At 62.3% G+C, this 18284-nt stretch carries 16 protein-coding genes; 11 read left to right on the plus strand and 5 right to left on the minus strand.

What is annotated here, in order from left to right; all coding sequences use genetic code 11:
• Positions 1-1212: hypothetical protein (locus tag D8Z78_RS23120; protein ID WP_240672242.1), on the minus strand; the 1212-nt coding region annotated here is incomplete at its 3' end.
• Between the two features lie 303 nt (positions 1213-1515).
• Here D8Z78_RS23120 and D8Z78_RS23125 point away from each other — a divergent pair.
• The 7 genes from D8Z78_RS23125 (at position 1516) to D8Z78_RS23160 (ending at position 6228) form a co-directional block, all read left to right on the plus strand.
• The gene (locus D8Z78_RS23125) at positions 1516-2715 is read left to right on the plus strand and encodes a DUF932 domain-containing protein (protein ID WP_128910898.1); all 1200 of its coding nucleotides are present in this window, start codon (positions 1516-1518) and stop codon (positions 2713-2715) included.
• Between the two features lie 93 nt (positions 2716-2808).
• On the plus strand, positions 2809-3309 hold the full coding sequence (locus D8Z78_RS23130) for a hypothetical protein (RefSeq protein WP_007803268.1): 501 nt from the start codon (positions 2809-2811) through the stop codon (positions 3307-3309).
• Between the two features lie 96 nt (positions 3310-3405).
• Positions 3406-3924: a DNA repair protein RadC gene (locus D8Z78_RS23135; RefSeq protein WP_128910899.1), complete on the plus strand. Its 519-nt coding sequence runs from the start codon at positions 3406-3408 to the stop codon at positions 3922-3924.
• Between the two features lie 97 nt (positions 3925-4021).
• On the plus strand, positions 4022-4513 hold the full coding sequence (locus D8Z78_RS23140) for a DUF6878 family protein (RefSeq protein WP_128910900.1): 492 nt from the start codon (positions 4022-4024) through the stop codon (positions 4511-4513).
• Between the two features lie 10 nt (positions 4514-4523).
• Positions 4524-4901, plus strand: a complete 378-nt coding sequence (locus D8Z78_RS23145; RefSeq protein WP_128910901.1) for a DUF6915 family protein — start codon at positions 4524-4526, stop codon at positions 4899-4901.
• 270 nt (positions 4902-5171) lie between these two features.
• Complete coding sequence (locus D8Z78_RS23155; RefSeq protein WP_128910902.1) at positions 5172-5591, plus strand: hypothetical protein; 420 nt, start codon at positions 5172-5174, stop codon at positions 5589-5591.
• Positions 5584-6228, plus strand: coding sequence for an antitoxin of toxin-antitoxin stability system (locus D8Z78_RS23160; protein ID WP_128910903.1), 645 nt, complete (start codon positions 5584-5586; stop codon positions 6226-6228). Before D8Z78_RS23155 ends, D8Z78_RS23160 begins: the two co-directional genes overlap by 8 nt.
• Before the next feature lie 10 nt (positions 6229-6238).
• Here the strand turns inward: D8Z78_RS23160 and D8Z78_RS23165 are convergent, their stop codons facing one another.
• Positions 6239-6535, minus strand: coding sequence for a hypothetical protein (locus D8Z78_RS23165; protein ID WP_128910904.1), 297 nt, complete (start codon positions 6533-6535; stop codon positions 6239-6241).
• 178 nt (positions 6536-6713) lie between these two features.
• Here D8Z78_RS23165 and D8Z78_RS23170 point away from each other — a divergent pair, with 178 nt between their 5' ends.
• The 4 genes from D8Z78_RS23170 to D8Z78_RS23185 all read left to right on the plus strand — a co-directional run bounded on the left by D8Z78_RS23170 (position 6714) and on the right by D8Z78_RS23185 (position 13795).
• The gene (locus D8Z78_RS23170) at positions 6714-11108 is read left to right on the plus strand and encodes a strawberry notch family protein (RefSeq protein WP_128910905.1); all 4395 of its coding nucleotides are present in this window, start codon (positions 6714-6716) and stop codon (positions 11106-11108) included.
• 3 nt (positions 11109-11111) lie between these two features.
• Positions 11112-12143, plus strand: coding sequence for a DUF7146 domain-containing protein (locus D8Z78_RS23175; protein ID WP_128910906.1), 1032 nt, complete (start codon positions 11112-11114; stop codon positions 12141-12143).
• Positions 12144-12507: 364 nt separating this feature from the next.
• Entirely contained in the window at positions 12508-13440 is a 933-nt protein-coding gene (locus tag D8Z78_RS23180) for a DUF2493 domain-containing protein (protein WP_128910907.1), read from the plus strand.
• Positions 13441-13522: 82 nt separating this feature from the next.
• Positions 13523-13795: a WGR domain-containing protein gene (locus D8Z78_RS23185; RefSeq protein ID WP_058249047.1), complete on the plus strand. Its 273-nt coding sequence runs from the start codon at positions 13523-13525 to the stop codon at positions 13793-13795.
• Positions 13796-14010: 215 nt separating this feature from the next.
• On the opposite strand, the gene D8Z78_RS23190 is transcribed toward D8Z78_RS23185, so the two are convergent.
• From D8Z78_RS23190 to D8Z78_RS23200, 3 genes are read right to left on the minus strand one after another with little or no spacing between them, the layout of a single operon-like run.
• Positions 14011-14664, minus strand: coding sequence for a hypothetical protein (locus tag D8Z78_RS23190; RefSeq protein WP_128910908.1), 654 nt, complete (start codon positions 14662-14664; stop codon positions 14011-14013).
• Entirely contained in the window at positions 14664-17762 is a 3099-nt protein-coding gene (locus D8Z78_RS23195) for an HsdM family class I SAM-dependent methyltransferase (protein ID WP_058249049.1), read from the minus strand. Before D8Z78_RS23195 ends, D8Z78_RS23190 begins: the two co-directional genes overlap by 1 nt.
• Positions 17759-18235 carry a hypothetical protein gene (locus D8Z78_RS23200; protein ID WP_058249050.1) on the minus strand — a complete coding sequence of 159 codons (477 nt, stop codon included), beginning with the start codon at positions 18233-18235 and terminating at the stop codon, positions 17759-17761. Before D8Z78_RS23200 ends, D8Z78_RS23195 begins: the two co-directional genes overlap by 4 nt.
• Positions 18236-18284 lie beyond the last annotated feature (49 nt).

Here is an 18284-nt window from a genome sequence, read left to right on the forward strand (position 1 = left end):
AAACGGTTCCCAGGGTTTCCCTTTTCCATAGCTTACCTTCCGAGCTTTTGGCTCTCCGGTAAACCCGGTCTGGTTCATTTCGTCTTTGGTTCTGGTCGCGCCGTGACTGCGATACGCGTCGAGCATCAAACGCGTATATTCGGCCGTGCTCTGGGTCACGGTGCCCAAACCGGGCCATGCGAACAACGGATCCGACCAAGTAATTTCCAACTCAATCTCGATTCCAAGCAGTGCGGCCACTTCGATCGCAGCAGTCGGCTCCTTGTCCTCGGGCCAGTAGTGATCCTCGAAGGAAACAACCACGTCGAGATCGGCATCAACCCAGATTTCGGCCAGACTCGCTCCCATGCGCTCGCTGGCATTGGTCGCATCCTCGAACAGGGCAGCCCGGATCAAATGGGTCACCTGGTCACTATTGAGGTCAAGCCTTGGCCGCGGATCTATAATTGACACGATGGGTTCAATCTCTTGCCTTTCGGCGCGGGATTGGACTGGCACTGGTTTTTCATCGGTCGGTTCCAGCCAGAAGGCTTCTGGAAAAATGTTGATTGGTGATGCGCCGCAGCTGGGGCAGTGCCATTGGTTTCCAGCGATCTGTGGGCCGGTGATCTCTGAGTTGCAGTGAAGGCAGTACCAGAGGTTCGATTCCTCCATCTCCAAGAACGGGTGCCGCACATTTCCTTCCGCATCCGGCTTTGTGGCGCGCCGTGGCCAATCGGCAAATCGCCGCGCCTTGACGCTCTGCATCAATTCCCTCGCAATCCCGATGGCTTCTTCACGTAGCACGCGATCGTTCATCGGGCTGGTCTGGGCATGCTTGATGTCGATCTCGACACGAGGGGCGGCCAAAGGGTTTTCTGGCAGCACGATCTGCCAACCCTCACCATCCATGCGGACGTCACCAAGCATTGTTTTCAGTTCGTATGGATGCCCCCGTACTTCTCCTTGAGTGACGGCATCGGGGCTTCCGAAGATATGGTCGAAGGTCGCACCGTCGTAGGAAGTGATCCGTTCCACGAAGGCCTTGATCGTGGCAACTTGTGCTTCGGAGGGAACCCACTCTCCTTTGGCGCTGCCTGTCAACGCATTCCAATGAGCAAAGCCCATTCGACTGGCAACAAAGTCGAGCGCTACGTGCTGTGGTTGACCCGTCGCCCTAGCGTAACGCTTCGCCAGGAGTTTCAAAGTTTTAAGCTTAGTGTTCTCTGTCATGATCCATGTCCAAGCTGGATCTGACTAGGTGCCCGCTGCTAATCAGACCCGCCGATGGCATGAGGTCTGCTGTTCGAAATCAAGATCGCTGCAAAGCTTCGCGTGGCGGGCACACCGGCCTGCGAGAAAGGCCTTGTTTAACCTCTGCCATTTTTGAACGCAGGTCAACACCAGCGAGTTGCGGGCGTGCGGCGCCTCCGACTTAGCGCCGTTTGCCCGACAGAGTTTGAGGTTGGCCGGTTTCCCGGTGACGGGTTGAGGGCTGGGAGAGTGGCTCCCGGCGCCTGTCGCGGAGGAATGCCGATGGGCGTTGTGGAAGTTCTGGATGCGGTACAGCCGACGCGGGCTGGTGGCTGGAAAGTGGATGTGAGCCGGGGTGACCGGATTGGGCGGGTGTCGTCCGAATGGTTCAACAGGCCGGATGACGAGCGGTACCTGTCGCTCGACGATCTCTGGGCCAATGTGAAGGGTCGCTCTGAGCGCAGCCGCAGCCGGGTGGTGCAAACCGCCGACATCCGTGTCGAGGCAGCGCGCGACAGTGCAGAGCGGCTGCACTTGGTCCTGCCGAAAGCGCATGAGCCGGTCGCGCCCACACACTGGGCCTTCGGCCAGCTCGCCAGCATTGTCGGCGCTCCGGCCTCCTACCTGCGGCAGTTGCCCGCGCCACTGGCGGGGATCAACCTGCAATACGGCCTGACCAACCACCGCGCCGAGCAGGTGAAGACTTTCGAGACGGAAGACGGCCGGACCGAACTGCGCGCCGTGACCGGTCCCGACTACGGTCGCATCCATGACTTCGAGCTTGTCGAGGCGGTGCAGCGCATCGCGGGCAATGGCACGGGCGATACGCGCTGGAAGGTGCCGGGTGTGCTCGACTGGTCGACCGGGGTCTACAACCCCGATGTCGAAATCAGTCGCGACACGACCACGCTCTACGCCTCGGACCGCGACGTCTTCTTGTTCCTGGTCGACGACCGCAATCCGATCGAAGCAGGCAAGTTACCCGACGGCTCCCCCGATCTCTATTTCCGGGGCTTCTATTGCTGGAATTCCGAGGTGGGCGCGAAGACCCTTGGTATGGCGAGCTTCTACCTGCGGGCGGTGTGCCAGAACCGCAATCTCTGGGGTGTCGAGGACTTCCAAGAGATCAAGATCCGTCACTCGAAATACGCCGCTTCGCGCTTCGCACATGAGGCCGCGCCCGCGTTGACGCGGTTTGCCAATTCCTCGCCGCAGGGGTTCGTGAACGGGATCAAGGCGGCGCGGCAGCAGATCGTGGCGCGCAGCGATGAGGACCGCGCGGATTTCCTGCGTAAGCGCGGTTTCTCGAAAGCCGAATCCGGCAAGATCATCGAGAAGGTGCTGATGGAGGAAGGCCGCCCGCCCGAGAGCATCTTCGATTTCGTGCAGGGCATCACGCGGCTCGCCCGCGACAAGACTCAGCAGGATGCACGCCTCGACATGGAAGGGCGCGCCAAGAAGCTCCTCGACCGCGTTGGCTAATGTGGCGACCGGAGGCGATATCGCCTCCGGTCTCGTTCCTGTTTCATCGATCTGCTACCGTGCCCGAAATGTTTAGGTGTTGGAAGTACGCGCATGGAAGAAATCGATTGGTCAGATCGTGCATTTTATGATGACGGCGAATGGGTTACCTGGTCGGAAATCGACGAGCAACTTCGCTACAAGGAGTGGGGCGCAAAATACCCGAACGCGATTAGGTCTATGATCCCATATTTTGAGGATCTCCTGTCCCTCGCGGAAAGCTACCACCTCGAGACCGGCCTTCACCTCTCTGTCTACGGCGATATCGGTGAGCTGTTTGGTGCTATCACGTATGGTATCAAGCTGAACAAGACCTATGCCCAGGGTGCTGACGGAAGACTTGGCAATGATCATGTCGAGGTCAAAACCATTACGCCATTCAAAACAAAGGATGTGGTTGTGGTCGATACAAATGGGCATTTCAACAAGCTCTTGGTTGTAAAGATCAACGAGGATTTTCAGGTCTCGGGTCGGATGATCGACCGAAAAGATCTTCCAAAGCGCGAAGGGCGCTACTTGCGGGTTCGGTGGGGCGATTTACCAACGCCGAAATGATCGGCCCGATCAGCGACAGAGAGTCCGAGGGGGCGGTTTGGTCTTTGACGGTTTGAAGCGGGGAGAGAGGCTCTCCGCACCGTCGGAGATATGCCCATGTTCGACCTTACTCTCCAAACTCAGCCGGAAACACAGAAGACAGGTTTGCCGCCGAGCTTCCTGACCGTTCTTGCAGATCAAGACTTGCCGTTTGCGCTCACGACGGCTTGCCACGCGTCGGCGGCTCTCATGTCCGGGCAGGCACACCCCAAGGTACTGGAGCGGTTTCCCACGCTGGCCGAAGCCATGCAGGGGGCAATCGTTCATGCCGAAAATGTCACCCCCGAAGAGGCACCGCGCATCCTGGCGATCCTCGATAGGGAGGGCCGCCTCGTTCTGGCCGGGGCTGTCCATGGTGGCGGGGTCGCATGGTGCCACCCCGTCTCGGATGCCGCCGAAGCCCGCGCCGTCGTGTCCGAGGCCAGCCAGGCCCGCGCGCAGGCCATGCGGGCGGCCGAGTGGCATGAACATAGCCTCGCGCGACGGCTGCGGCACCACGCCGACGTTCTCGATGCCCGTCTTGTCGATCCGCTCTGGCGTGTCTTCGCGTCTCGCGCCCTGCAGATCGCGGCGTGACGCCCGAGAGTCAGAGAAGGGCAGGGGAGGATGTGAGCCTAGGAGGACGAGAGAGAGCCTCGGGGTTCAGATCCTTTCCCTCATTTCGGAGTTTCCAATGTCCAAGATCGAACCCACCCTAGCCGCGCCGATGGCGCCGTCCAGGATTGATTTCGCCGCCGTGCTGGCTCGGCAGTCCGAGCGTGACGCGCGGATCGCAGCTTTGCGTCCGGCCAACAAGGAGCGCCTCTTCGATGGCCTGACTGCCGCGGGCATCACCCATGTGACCGTGAGCTTTGACGGCTATGGCGATTGCGGCCAGGTTGAAAGCATCGAAGCCTACGCTGGCGACGCCGAAGTCACTTTCCCCAAGACCCAGATCGCCTATGCCGCATTGACCTGGGACGACCCGGAGGTCGAGATGCGGGCGCTTTCGCTCGAAGATGTCGTGGAGCAACTGGCGTACGACTTGCTGTCTGACACCCACGGCGGTTGGGAAAACAACGACGGGGCCTACGGCGAATTCTGCTTCGACGCGCGCGCGCGCTCCATTCACCTTGAGTTCAACGAGCGCTTCACCTCGTCCGAACTCACCACCCACGATTTCTGAGGGGGCGGCGATGGCACATCCCTACCACCACGCCCTGTCCTCGGTGAAGAAATGGGGCGGCACGGTCGACGACTTCATGGCGGTGCATTCCTGGTTTGACCAGAGCAAGGAGATCACAGCCGATTTTCGGCACCGGGCGCTGCGCCACCATGCGGAGGGCATCTTCATGGCCGAGACGATTTTCGGCCCGACACTTACGCTCTCGACCGGGCGCGTCATCCCGACCCGGTGGGTCGGCGAGCAGCATGTTAAGGAGGACCTTGGCTTAATCCCGAGCTTCGCCGATTGGGTGAAGGCCATTCGGCCCGAGCCTTGGATGGGTCGGACCGAACGGATCGAGGCACAGGTCGATCCGCATCTCGTCTCGCCCGTGGTCGAGGTCACGTGACATGACCGATCCCACTTATCTAAGTCTTGGCTTGCCACCGACCGCTTCGCCACTGGCAGTGGTTCGCGCGGCGGTCCGGGCGCTGCACCCCGACACACGCGCTGTTTGCGGCCTCCGGACGGCGCGCAAGCGCTTCTACCGGCAAATGCTCTGCGCTCATGCCGCACGACAGGCGGCAGACGACACGTCGATCGGCTGATCGCTCCCGGCCGACCCTTCCAATCCAGTACTCGGCCTTCTGGCCGGGTCTTCCCCATTCAGGAGGTCCCCATGGCGGATTACTTCACCCATTTCTCATGCCTGCTCGACGTCGGCACTCCCGAAAAGGCGGCCCGAGCACTCGCGCTGTTTCACGATCTGCGCGCTGCGGATCAGGACGCCGACGACCCGGATATCGCTGGCTTCGATCTCGTGCACCAGGATGCCCCCGAGGGCAGCAGCCTCTGGATCCATGATGACGAACACGGCGATGTCGAAGCCGTCATCCGCTTCGTCTTGCGTCTTGCTGAAGAGCTCGACCTCACCGGCCTTTGGGGGTTCCAGTATTCTCTGACCTGCTCTCGGCCACGACTCGACGCCTTTGGTGGCGGCGCTCATGCCATCGATCTCAGCGCGCGCAAATCCATCGGCTGGTCCAGCACGCAAGAATGGCTGGCCGCCGCATTGAACGGGGAGGACATCGATGCCTGAGGTGATCTGCACCACCGTCTACCAGTTCCCCGAACTCTCGGATGCCGCCAAGGAGAAGGCGCGCAGCTGGTATCGCGAGCTTGGCCCCCATGACGATTGGTGGGACGCGGTCTATGAGGATTTTGAGCGGGTCTGCGAGATCCTTGGCATCCGCCTGAAAACCACCTCCGTCCGCCTGATGAGTGGCGGGACGCGGGCCAAGCCCTGCATCTGGTTCTCCGGCTTCTGGAGCCAGGGTGATGGAGCTTCGTTCGAAGGCTACTGGTCCCACGTCAAGGGCGCCGCCGCGCGTATTCGGGACTATGCCCCGACGGATGTGACGTTGCACGGCATCGCCGACCGGCTGCAGGCCATCCAGCGGCGGAACTTCTACCAGCTCGCCGCCGCGGCCAGCCACCGTGGCCGCTACTACCACGAATACACCATGTCTGTGGACGTCACGCGCGACAGCCCGACCTGGCAGCCGCCGACCGAGGACGCGGAAAAAGTCGTGACCGAGACGCTGCGTGATCTGGCCCGCTGGCTCTACCGTCAGCTTGAAGCCGAATACGACCACCTCACCTCGGACCAGGCCATCGAGGAGGGAATCATCGTCAACGCGTATACTTTCACGGAAGGAGGGCGGCGGTTCGGGTGATCCTGCCGAGTCACTTGTTCCCGTCGATCCACTTCGACATCAGCCCCTTGTCGCGAAAGCACTCGTCCGGGACGGCGCGCCGTTTGATCCGCGCGAGCTTCTCCGCGAAGGCCACCTGCTTGGACGTGGGCAGCCGGTCCATGTCCGATACCGGCTTCAGCCGGGCCTGTGCCTCGATCCAGGCGCTCAACGAACGGCGGTCCTGCTGAACTTCCCAGGGCAGGAGCGTCCGGTTGCGCTGCGCGAGCGATCGCGCATAGGCGATCTGCTTGGGCGTTGCCGGCAGGGCGTGCGTGGTGATTTCCATGGTGGAACCCCCTTTCTGGCTTGGCTCAGAATATAGAACAGAACAAGAACAAAATCAAGCCGAGCTTCCGGGACGCGTCGGATTCGAGAGGGAGAGAGGGGCCGGGAAAGATCAGGTCCGAGGCTGCCCGAGAGAGGGTGTACGGGCCTGATCCTGTCCTTCATTCCGGAGTTTCCCGATGACCCATCTTGCCCCTGTTGCGCAGGCGTCCTTGCCTGCGCCCATTGTCCCGTTGGCAGCAAATCCTGCCCCTGCGATCGTTGCTGTTGCCGAAGCGCTGCAGCCCGATCTGGCGCAAGGGCTTCAGATCGACGCGCTGCGCCTGCGCCGCGAGATGGAACATGCCTTTGGCGGTTCCGATGCGACCGGTGCTTGGGACTGGAAGCTCGCCTATGAGGCGGGCGAGGTGGCGCTGATCCTCTTTCTGCGAAAGTTCGGTCGGGCGCTGCTTGCGCGTGCCGGCTCGCCTGCGGCGCTCTTGCCGATCCTCGCCAAGGTGGCAGGCCTCTTGCCCACGCACACCCGGCGGTCGGAAGAGATGGAGCGCTTTCAGCAATTCTCGACGCCGCTGCCCATGGGGCTCGCGGCTGTGGCGGCAGCACAGATCACGCCCCGTGATCTTGTCCTAGAGCCGTCTGCCGGGACCGGGCTTCTGGCGATCCTCGCCGAGATCGCCGGCGGCACTCTGGCTCTGAACGAGTTGGCGGACACCCGCGCCGATCTTCTGCGCCTGCTGTTCCCGGCCCGACCGGTCACCCGGTTCGATGCCGCGCAGATCGACGATCATCTCGACGCCTCCTCAAGCCCAAGCGTCATTCTGATGAACCCGCCCTTCTCGGCCCAAGCCAATGTCGATGGTCGGTCGACCGAGGCGACGGCCCGACATCTGCGCTCGGCCCTTGCGCGCTTGGTTCCCGGCGGACGGCTCGTGGCCATCACAGGGGCCGGTTTTGCTCCGGATGCGCCGGCCTGGGCCGAGACCTTCGGCCGTCTGACCGAGACGACCCATCTCATCTTCACCGGCGCGGTGTCGGGCGCAGCTTTCGCCAAGCACGGCACCAGCTTCGAGACGCGGATTTCTGTCTTCGATAAATGCCGCGGCGGCGAGCCGGGAGGCATCACCGCAGACCTGCGCCAACCCACATCCCCGGACGTGGCACATCTGATGTCCCAGGTCACTGCCGAGGTTCCGCCGCGCCTCGAACTGGATCCAGCTCCTGCTGCGGGGCAGGGCCATTCTTCCCCCTTTCCGGGAAATTCTCACCTCACCACCCGCAAACCCGCCAGCCGATCGCACGCGATCTCTGCAGCCAATCCGGCGAAGCCTGAAACCCAGATTGAGGCCGAGGAACTGGACTACGCTCTCCGCGACGCCGCCGAGGACGAAGATGCCGCACGGCTGTCCGACGCGATCTACGAGACCTTCCGTCTGCAGGCTATCGACATCCCAGACGCCGCATCGCACCCGACCAAGCTTGTGCAATCGGCGGCCATGGCCTCTGTCGCACCTCCGAAAACCTCCTATCGCCCCAAGCTTCCGGCGACCATCCTGCGCGACGGCCTGCTGTCCGACGCGCAGCTCGAGACCGTCATCTACGCGGGGGAGGCGCATGGCGCATATCTCGCAGGGTCTTGGATCGTCGATGAGACCGGCGACATGGTCTCGGCCGCGCCCGACGATGCCGCTGACGCCGTCCGCTTCCGCCGGGGTTTCTTCCTCGGTGATGGCACCGGCGCGGGCAAGGGCCGCCAGTCGGCTGGGATCCTGCTCGACAACTGGTGCCAAGACCGCCGCAAGGCGCTGTGGATCTCAAAGAGCGACAAGCTGCTGGAAGATGCGCAGCGCGACTGGTCGGCGCTCGGGCAGGAGCGCCTGCTGGTCACGCCGCTCTCGCGCTTTGCCCAAGGCCGCGACATCCCGCTTACCGAGGGCATTCTCTTCACCACCTATGCGACGCTGCGTTCGGAAGAACGAGGTGGGAAGAAATCCCGCGTCGACCAGATCGTCGACTGGCTCGGGGCAGATTTCGACGGGGTGATCCTCTTCGACGAAAGCCATGCCATGGCCAATGCCGCCGGCGGCAAAGGCGAGCGCGGCGAAACACAAGCCTCGCAGCAGGGCAGGGCGGGCCTGCGCCTTCAACACAAACTTCCGAATGCCCGCGTGGTCTATGTCTCGGCCACAGGCGCGACGACGGTCCACAACCTCGCCTACGCGCAACGCCTTGGGCTTTGGGGCGGAGAGGACTTTCCGTTCGCCACGCGCGGGGAGTTCGTCGAGGCAATTGAGGCTGGCGGCGTCGCCGCGATGGAGGTCCTCGCCCGCGATCTGCGGGCGCTCGGACTCTACACGGCGCGGTCGCTGTCCTATGACGGTGTCGAATACGAGATGCTGGAACACGCGCTGACCCCCGAGCAGCGCGGCATCTACGATGCCTATGCCGGGGCCTTCGCCATCATCCACCACAACCTGACCGCGGCGCTGGAGGCGGCGAACATTTCCGGCGCGGCCGACGGGCCGAGCGGGTCGGGCACGCTCAACCGCCAGGCGAAATCCGCCGCGCGGTCAGCCTTCGAGAGCGCCAAACAGCGCTTCTTCGGCCATTTGCTCACCTCGATGAAGACCCCCACGCTGATTGCATCCATCGATGCCGATCTGGCTGCGGGTCATGCGGCGGTCATCCAGATCGTCTCGACGGGCGAGGCACTGATGGAACGTCGCCTGTCGGAGATCCCGACCGAGGAGTGGAACGATATCCGCTGTGATATCACGCCCAGGGAATACGTCCTCGATTACCTCGCCCATTCCTTCCCGGTGCAGCTCTACGAGCCTTTCACCGACAGCGAGGGCAATCTTTCCTCCCGTCCCGTGGTGCGCGATGGCCAGCCGGTCGAATGCCGCGAGGCCGTCCGCCGTCGAGACGCGCTGATCGAAAAGCTGGCTTCGCTGCCGCCAGTGCCGGGTGCGCTCGACCAGATCGTCCAGCGCTTCGGCACCGATCTCGTGGCCGAGGTCACGGGGCGCTCGCGGCGCATTGTGCGGAAGGGCGAAGGGCATTCGGCACGGCTCGTGGTGGAGAACCGGGCTGGAGCCGCGAACCTCGCGGAAACCCAAGCCTTCATGGATGACGAAAAACGTATCCTGATCTTCTCGGATGCCGGCGGCACCGGGCGCAGCTATCACGCCGATCTCGGGGCGAAGAACCAGCGCCTGCGGGTCCACTACCTCTTGGAACCCGGCTGGAAGGCAGACGCGGCGATTCAGGGGCTTGGCCGCACCAACCGGACCAACCAGGCGCAGCCGCCGCTGTTCCGGCCGGTGGCCACCGATGTCAAAGCGGAGAAGCGGTTCCTGTCGACCATTGCGCGACGTCTCGACACGCTTGGCGCTATAACGCGCGGCCAGCGCCAGACCGGCGGGCAAGGGCTGTTCCGGCCCGAAGACAACCTCGAGTCGCCCTACGCCCGCGACGCCCTGCGCCAGCTTTACCGCCGCATCTATCGCGGCGATGTGGTGGGCTGCTCCCTTGGGGCCTTCGAGGATGCCACTGGCCTCAGCCTGACCGATGACAACGGGCTGAAGGACGACCTTCCCCCGATCACGACCTTCCTCAATCGCCTGCTGGCGCTGACGATCGACATGCAGGCCGTGTTGTTCGCGGGTTTCGAGGAGCTGCTCGATCAGCGAATTGAGGGCGCCATCGCCGCCGGGGTCTATGATCTCGGGCTCGAGACACTCCGTGCCGAGAGCTTCCGGGTGACCGACGCACAGGTCATCTACACCCATCCGGGCTCCGGCGCCGAAACCCAGCTTCTGACCATCGCGGAAAAGCGCCGCAACACGCCGACAGCGCTCGTGGATGCGCTCGACTGGCTCGATGATCCAAAGGCGCGGCTCTTGGTCAACAGCCGCTCAGGTCGGGCCGCAGTGCACGTGCCTGCCACCAGCCTGATGTTGGATGATGGCACGATCGAGCCCCGCCTGCGGGTGATCCGGCCAACGGAGGCCAGCACGGTGCCGGCCAAGATCATGGACGACACCCACTGGCTGGAAGCCGACCGCGCGGCCTTCGCCGCCGCCTGGACCGCGGAACTGGCCGAGGTGCCGGAGTTCTCCGAAGCCACGCTGCACATCGTGGCAGGCCTGCTGCTGCCGATCTGGAAGCAGCTCCCCCAGGACGAAACCCGCGTCTACCGCCTGCAGACCGATGACGGGCAGCGCATCATCGGCCGCCGCGTCTCGCCTGCCTGGGTCGCGACCACGCTGGCCGCCGATGCGCCCAAGCTCTCGGCCGCGCAGGTCCATGCCCTCGTTCTGGAGGGCAAGACCGTGGTGCGCCTGTCCGAAGGGATGGAATTGCACCGCTCGCGCGTCATGGGCGCGAACCGGATCGAACTGTCGGGCTTCTCGGAGGCAGCCAAGGATCGACTCAAGGCCGATGGCTTCTTCTCGGAGATCATCAGCTGGAAGCTGAGGCTGTTCTGCCCGACCTCCGCCGATGGCGTCGCGATACTGGATCGTCTGCTTGCACGTTGTCCTGTCGCAAGGCTACATGATCGCGGAGGTTGTTGACCCATGTATTCCGAGACCGAAGACCTCGTGCGCGATCTGGCAGAAAATGCCGAAGGCGTCTGTCGTGCCTACCTTCCCGCCGGACGGCGGGAAGGATCCTACTGGATCGTCGGCGATCTGCAGAACAACCCCGGCCGGTCGCTCTTTGTGCGGCTGACCGGGCCCGCGTCGGGGCCGGGAGCAGCGGGCAAGTTTACGGATGGGGCCACAGGCGAGCACGGCGATCTCCTGGACATCATCCGCGCCCGGACGGGGATCACGCGCTTCCCCGACCTTCTCGCCGAGGCCCGAGCGCATCTTGGCCGTCCGCAGCCGGTCGTCCCGGATAGGCAAGAGCCGAGGAAGGCCAAGGCGCCCGGTGGCACTCCTGCGGCGGCGGCGCGCTTGTTTGCTGCCTCGAACCCGATCACAGGCACGCTTGCTGAGACCTACCTCCGTTCCCGAGGCATCACCCAATTCGGGGCGAACGGCGCCTTACGCTTCCACCCGAAGTGCTGGCATCGGGAAGAGGGGCAGCCCCGGAGCATCCCCAGACCTGCGATAATCGCGGCGGTCACCGATGGGGCAGGGGCCGTGCAGGGAGCGCATCGCACCTGGCTGGCGCCTGACGGACAGGGGAAGGCGGCAGTGAATCCACAGCGTCGGGCTATGGGTCACCTACTCGGCAATGCTGTCAGGCTCACCTCGCAGGATGACATCCTCGTCGTCGGCGAAGGCATCGAGACCATGCTGTCCCTGTCCGAGGCAATCCCAGGTCTGCCCGTCTGGGCGGCACTCTCTTCGGGTCACCTCGGCGCGGTCCTGTTGCCGGAGGGGCTCAAGCGCCTTTACGTCGCGATCGATCGCGATCCAGCCGGGCAGCGCGCGGCAGAGAAGTTGAGCGCCAGAGCCTCCGAGGTCGGGGTGCGCGTGCGGGTGCTGGAACCGCGGCTCGGGGATTTCAACGATGATCTTCGGGCGAACGGCAAGGACGCGCTGCGCCAGCATCTGGCAGGACAGATCGGGCCAGAGGATCGGCATCGCCTATTGGGCTGAGCTGCATCGCGCAGGGGGGTCTGGGAGTGCGGGGCAGGGGGCAGCATCCCAGTCGTGGCTCTGGATCGTCGTCCTCACCCCATCCCGGGCCTTACGCATCCACCCGTCAGCCCTGCGCGGCCTTCAAGAGATGGGCAGGCCGTCAAAGCGGTTGCCCCTGCAAGGTCGGCAGGGAACCTATTTCCGCCGGCGGCAAAGCCGCCTTTGCATCGCGAGACAAATAGCTTCCCTGCCGACCTCCTCCACGCTGTTCCGGCCCCGGTGAAGCCGGGGTGAAGGGGCAACCGCCCCGACGGCTCGGGTCTGCCCATGAAGGCCGCGCGGGATGACGCGCGGACGAGACAGGCCCGGAGGCAAGAAACCGATGACGATCCAGACCCACGACGACGCGTATGAACCCGCCCATAGCGCATCCCAGACCGCCCATGCGCTCGACGAGCTTCAGCTCTATGGCTATCGCCCCTTTGACGAGCCCGATCCGCGCCCAATGCCCGATGGGCAGCGGCTCGCCGTCGCCGTCGCCGACATCTTCGACGCCCTCGTCGCGACCCTGGAAGACACCCGTATGGAACCCGACCTCGAAGAGGTGCTCTGGGGCCAGGTCAACCTCTTCCACCGCGCCACGGCACGGATCGAGCGGTCACTCGATGAGAACGAGCAGGCGCAGCGCCGCCTCCAGCGCGAGCAGGACGGCTCCGAGGTGAAATCCGTCGAACTCGAGCGCCTGACGGCTGAAGGCCTGACACTCGTCGAACGGCGCAACTGCATGGACATGATGCGCGATCACGCCGCCACCGAGTTTGTCCAGCACACGGGATCGACCTGGCGCCCCCGCTCCGGCTCGATGGTGAACCGCCAGCACATGACCGCCGCCCTGATCGACAGCCGCGATTTCCTGGCCGCCAAGCGCCGCGCCGAGACCGAGGTAATGCTGCCCGCAGGCCCCAAGGTCGCCCTCACCGGCGGGTCCGATTTCAACGATCATCGCCTGATCTGGGGCAAGCTCGACCAGGTCCGGACCAAGTATCCCGACATGGTCCTTTTGCACGGTGGCAGCCCAAAAGGCGCAGAACTCATCGCCGCTAAATGGGCCGAAGCCCGGGGCGTGACGCAGGTCGCCTTCAAGCCTGACTGGACCAAGCACGCCAAGGCCGCGCCCTTCAAACGAAATGACGCAATGCTGGATGTGCTCCCGGTCGGGGTCCTCGTCTTCCCCGGGACCGGTATCCAGGAAAACCTCGCCGACAAGGCCAAGAAGCTCGGCATCCCGGTCATGAAGTTCGAGAAGGGGGCGTGAGCCCCCACCCGTCTCGGGACAGATGATAGTGGAAACGACGCCGGCTACCTGATATTGTGAAGCAGCGAAAGGTGACCGCAAGATGTTCGACGAATCGCAGCAACTGGACGTGTTTCCGACGGTGGTCGATCTGAAACGGATCGACCCGTCCCTCAACATGCGGCGCTTCTATCGGATGAGCGTTCAGCCCGATCTCTTCGGCGGAGTGAGCCTGGTGCGAGAATGGGGCCGGATCGGGTTTCGAGGTCAGATGCTGATTGAACAACATGATGACGAGGGTAGGGCGGTCAACGCTTTGATGAAGCTGTCGGCGATGAAGAAGCGGCGGGGGTATCGGTTGCTGGGCGAGCGTTGAGAACGGCCCTGACCGGACAGTTGGATTCCAGAATATTGCAGGTTGTGCACCTTAAAGCTGTCGCTCGGTAGATGCTGCCACCAAACTGCTGTGGTACGCCGACCGACAACCCTATCCTGCTTTTTGATCAATTGGATGCGCCGTATAATGCGTGTCGCAATGCAGCATTGACTTGACCAAAGCCGTGATGGCAGCCACGCGTCCCGGTCCTTTCGTCAGCCATCCGGAGGGGTTGTGGCCGACTTTGAAAACAGCGCGTGGCGTAGTTCAATCTGTAATCCGCTTTGGCGGTTATGCCTTGTGCGGAAGCGCTCAATCGTTTCGATCACGGCAAGGGGTGTGGGGCCCTCAGCGAGCCCGAGAGGTACATGGCTGCCGATGGCGGCGGCAATCCGCGAATGAGCGAAGGGTACGTCGCCATCGAGCACATAACCTAGCATGCACCCCACAGGCAGCTGCTCAGCATACTGCTCGGTGAGAAAGCGCATCATGCCCTGAGTGACGTACACAGTAGCCAAGGAACTTCGGCTTCCGCCATTAATCACGTTTAGCCGCTTGCACTCATAGGCGAGGTATCGCTCCCGATCCCAGTCGAAGAGCACAGCGATGTCGATGATGCCCTTGCTATATTTAGACCCGTCAGCGGCTAAGCCGAATGGCTCGAACTGGTACTCGACCCAATGGCATAACCGACGCACGACGACGTCCTTGGCGAGGCGATCAACGAGGTTGATGGTGATATCATCTTCCCTTGGTTGCTCGGGAAGAACCGCCATGCACTCTGGCCACGCTGCCGCGATCCGCTCTAGGAAGCGATCGTCAAACGAAACGAAGTTGTCGATCCATCCCTGCACATCACCGATCAGCATCAATCGGCGCCCTGCTGTTGGGGCTTGGCGGCAGCTTGCTGGAGGTCGAGCGCTATTCCATCGGCATCGGCGAGCGCCGTGGAGCGCAGCCAGAAGCGCATCTGCATAGGCTTGATTAGGTAGAGGCAGTCCCCGACGAAAATGCGCAGATCCGGCATGAGCTGGAAGTTACCGTTGAGAGGCCTGTGGATGTGGGCTGCAAGCGTGTTGAGTACGTTGCTGAGTTCGCCGGTCGCATCTTCGGCATAGTCTTCATGCCCGCCCAAATGCAGGCGTAGGATCGCGAGATCGGCGCCGCGCGCGACAAGGCGTGCATCGATCTTCTTGCCTTTGAACCAGTCCGCGAGGCTCGCCGACAATGTGCGCGCATATAGAGTGCGTTGGGGTTCGTCAGGCGCGCTCCAGAGTTTCGGGAAGTTACCTTCATGGGGCTGAAGCGCAGGAAGGATTATCTCGACAGTATCGTCGACTAGCGCGATCTCATCGGGAGACAGGCAGAAATATTGATACGCGAGCCGATCGATCTTACGAAGAACATCGTTGTCATCGACCTGAATCGAGAACGGCTCGTTGGAACGCTCGCACGCGTCGTCCACAATTGCGATCAGCTCAACAGCGGCTTGTGCTGCTGCGGCATGGTCCGGAACATCGTCGGGCGATGGGAACGGCAAGCGGAGCAGGTCGGCCTGCTGGACTTCGGGTCGATCCGAACCAAACGAAGCGGTGCCATGAAATGCGTACCAGACCGCGATGCGACTATTGAGTATCGCTGTCAAGAGCTTGGCACGGTCGCTGTCGTCCCCCGGCACCACGATCGCCTGGAAGATATGCTGGAAGGTCAGTGGCTGATCGCAATAGGCAGCACGAAGGCGGTTCTGCGAAGTCTCGACCCCACGCGGGATAAGGATCCGCGAGCCATCGAATCCGGCTTCAAACCCGCGACGACGAACCGACGACGATGCGGCCGGCGTTAAGCCTTCCACAGTCTGGGCTAGGCGTGAATAGGCCGCGATGGGTAGGTCCGGCAGTCGGCCGACATATGCACTTTCGAGTGGAGGCGCATCGCTACCGCTGTCTTCATTGAAGGGCTGATAGCCTTGCCCGATCACCCAGCGATCGCCCGGGTCTTCGCGGCGACGGCTTAAGCCGCCGAAGTCTTGGACGAAGGCCTCTAGCTTGGGATACCGTGCTAGGTAGCCGAAAAGCTTGGCGTCCGGTTCCCGCATCCAAAGGCGCTGCTTGAAGATGAGCGGATTATCGAGAACGGTGCCCACCCCAAGCGAGGCTTTGTCCGCGCTGCTCAACGTGATGACACGCTTGATGCGCAAGTTGAGGTCGGCCTTTGGCGCCCAATAGTCAAAGCGATACGGGAAACTACCGGCACTCGCATTGCTGTAGATTATCAGAGCTGTAGGGCGATGGGCTTTCTCGAAAAGCTGAAAGCGAAGGTCAGCGAAATTGATGACGCGGCGGACCTGTGACTTTCGGAAGAAAGCGTCACGCGCTTCGACCGTTTTCTGAGCGTGGTTGTGCAGGAACCCCATCGCTGGCAGCAGGAAGGCGATCAGTCCCCCGTCGGCCAGATGCGAAAGGGCCTTCCAGCTGAATGCCCAGGCATCCTCGCCACCAGGCATCGGATGGCCGGCCCTCTTGCTCCACTGTACAGACGAACGAGCCGGACCGCGGCGGCTAGTCCATGGCGGATTGCCGATGATTACCTCGTATCGGGCACCGTTAGGAGACACTTCGAAAAAGTCGCGGCAGACGAGGTTCTTGCCCCAAAGTTCCGGGAGGAGTTTACCCCGAGTGATGAGCTTGCGGATGTCACGTGGCGAGACCTCTTCGAGCAAGGCTACGTAGAGCGAAAACACGGCGACTCGAACAGCGCCGCCATTCAAATCCCAGCCATGGATTTGGCTCAGTAAGTTCAACAGCGTTTTCCAGGAAATCGTCTGGGTTTTGTGTTTGGCTCGCCAGTGTTCGCAGAGCCGCTGGAACGAACGGACGAGAAAAACGCCTGAACCGCAGGCAGGGTCGAGGAAGTTTCCTGTCGTCCTTGTCGCATCCGGCAACAAGTCCCACGCTTGTGAAACGACCGTGTCGGCGAGGAACATGGGCGTGTAGTAGGCACCGTTGGCACGGCGTTCGGCCTCGCGTTCACCTAAGAACCGATCGTAGACGGCGCTGACGAGCTCGATTGGAATATAGCGGAAGTCATAGCCCCAGAACCGCAGCTGCCCGGAACGCGCCATTTCTTCACGGCCTGCCCGGAACCGCGCCAAGATCGTCAGATGGGCAGGCGTGACTTCTGGCGCCTCGCTTGTGGCCTCGAAGGAGCACGGCGCGACGAACAGATCGCCATTGAAATCTGCCTGAAGGGTCCGAAAGAAGGACCGGAAGAGATTGACGTCACCGGTTTTCAGAAGTGCCGAAAAACTTTCCGCGCGCTTCTCGGAGACGGCGGCAAAGTAGGCGGGGGTTACAATGTCTCGGTCTTCAAGGTAGGCGATAAACATCGCCTGAATAAGCAGGGCCTGGGCCGCATCGGGAGCGAGCGCAGCCTTTTGCAGGAGATGATGGGACTCATTCAGATTGTCGAGGAGAACCTGATCGATGCGTTCTTTCGAGGGGAAAAATTCGCCGTAGTCCTTCCAAAGACGTCCGGATTCCGCGCCGTAGATAAGGTTCTGGAACCGCAATGCTTCGGTTGTCAGGCTCAGGCTATCGATGAGGCAACGGGTCTCGAAGGCGTCGCCTGGATCCCTCAGCGGAGTGCGGGCGAGCGAAAACGCTCTTAACGTATCGTCGGCGATAACCAGCAACAGGCTTGCCAGGCCCTGATTCCAGAGTGCGCCGTGAAGATCTATTATGGCGGCACGGTCATAGTGATCGGCTTCTAAGATCGCGACGGTTGGGACGCCTTGTACGCAGAAGATCGCCGATACGCCCATTTCGGTGAGGGCGGCTCGGATAGCCGGCGCATGCGGTACGTCGCTGACGGTCTCGGCTGACTCGTAGAGCTCAGGCGAGCGCCGATGTGTGAGCCCCAGACGGTCTTTCCACTCCGGTGCCAATGAGGATGCCAGGGTGGTGGTCATGCTCGTTTACCGCGCTTTCCCGGCTGAATGTCCACTGAAGTGGGTGGGAACTGCAGATGACCTTGGGCTTGTTCAACTTCCACCGCCATCAGAGACGATCGTAGGCGCGCAATTATCGGCGCGCACGGCACACAGTGAGTAGAAACTTCCAGTGGTTGGCGTTGGACAAGGCTTATCTCTACCAAGCGACAGTTGTCGGCTTCCATCATGGCGACGCAGTTTTCGAGTGAGAGCCAGGACCTTCCCTGGCACTCGCTGAAGAGTTGATCGAAACGGTTGCCCATCGTTCCCACACGCATGCCGAAATCTCGGACCATCTCAGCCACTATCGCCAACGAAACGACGTCGCCAGGCGTGAAGCTCGGCGCATGCCCCTTGTGCGAGGCCAAGGCCGGGATTGCTGTTTTCCAAGTTCGAAAGGCGTCCACTGAAATGGACAGCAACTCGCGGATCTGGCTCTGAGTGTAACGCATAACGCCAGATTAGCCGGGAAAAGTTTCCATATCAATCCGGGAAAAGCCC

It is taken from the genome of Tropicibacter alexandrii, from assembly GCF_003667315.2.
Classification (GTDB): domain Bacteria; phylum Pseudomonadota; class Alphaproteobacteria; order Rhodobacterales; family Rhodobacteraceae; genus Tropicibacter; species Tropicibacter alexandrii.